Here is a 920-nt window from a genome sequence, read left to right as displayed (position 1 = left end):
CCTTTAGGTCGCGTTCGATACCGTAAAGCTTGTTGATCAGATTCAGCGCGATATCCGCACGCCCCGTTTTACCTTTGGGCTGCACTTTCTGTGCTTCAACGAACTTGCGACGCGCATGGGCCCAGCACCCTAAACGCTCAACTCCAGCTTGGGCGCCCAGTGCGGTGTAACCGGCATAATCATCGGTCATGACGTAACCGCGATAGCCATCGAGCAGGCGCGTAGGCACCTCCTGCGCTCGGCTGGTGGAGTAGTCAAAAAGGATCACCGGCTATCCGGCGGGCCGCCGGTTTGCACCCACATCCATGACTGGCTGCCTGGCTCGCGGTCAGGCTCTTTCAGCACTTGCACCCGCGTTTCATCGCAATGGATGACCCGGCTGGCCAATAGGCTGTCACGCATTAAATTCAGCAGCGGCTGGAAGTGTTCGCCGCACTGGATAACCCAGCGTGCCAAGGTCTGGCGAGGGATATCGATGCCGTGGCGGCCCAGTACTTTTTCAAAGCGGTGAAGCGGCAAACCGTCCACATATTTAGTGGTCAGCAGCATCGCCAGAACGCTCGGGCTGGCCATGCTCTTTTCAATCACCTGAGCCGGCTTGTCCGCAGTGACCGGTGCAGTCTCGCAGTCGCGGCAACTGTAGATTTTACGAACGTGTTTGATCACCCGTATCTGCATCGGGACGACTTCAAGTTGCTCGCTGATTTTCTCGCCAATGGCGTGTTTGCGGCAACCGCAGGTACAAGTCAGCTCATGCTCGGGCAGTTCGTGGATGACTTCGATGCGAGGTAGATCTGCAGGCAATGGATTACGCTTGCCACGGCGCTTTGCGGGTGTGACGACCTCTTCTTCAGTGGTCTCGCACGCCAACTCGACCTCGTGCTCCGCTTCATTGAACAACGCCATTTGAGGCGTTGTCG

1 pseudogene is annotated in these 920 nt (G+C 57.4%); it reads right to left on the bottom strand.

What is annotated here, in order from left to right:
• Nucleotides 1–920: pseudogene (gene tnpC, locus BZK31_RS10405) on the bottom strand (IS66 family transposase); the annotation flags it as partial.

This window comes from Pseudomonas floridensis, from assembly GCF_002087235.1.
Classification (GTDB): Bacteria; Pseudomonadota; Gammaproteobacteria; order Pseudomonadales; family Pseudomonadaceae; genus Aquipseudomonas; species Aquipseudomonas floridensis.
This window is presented reverse-complemented; position numbering and strand designations above follow the sequence as displayed.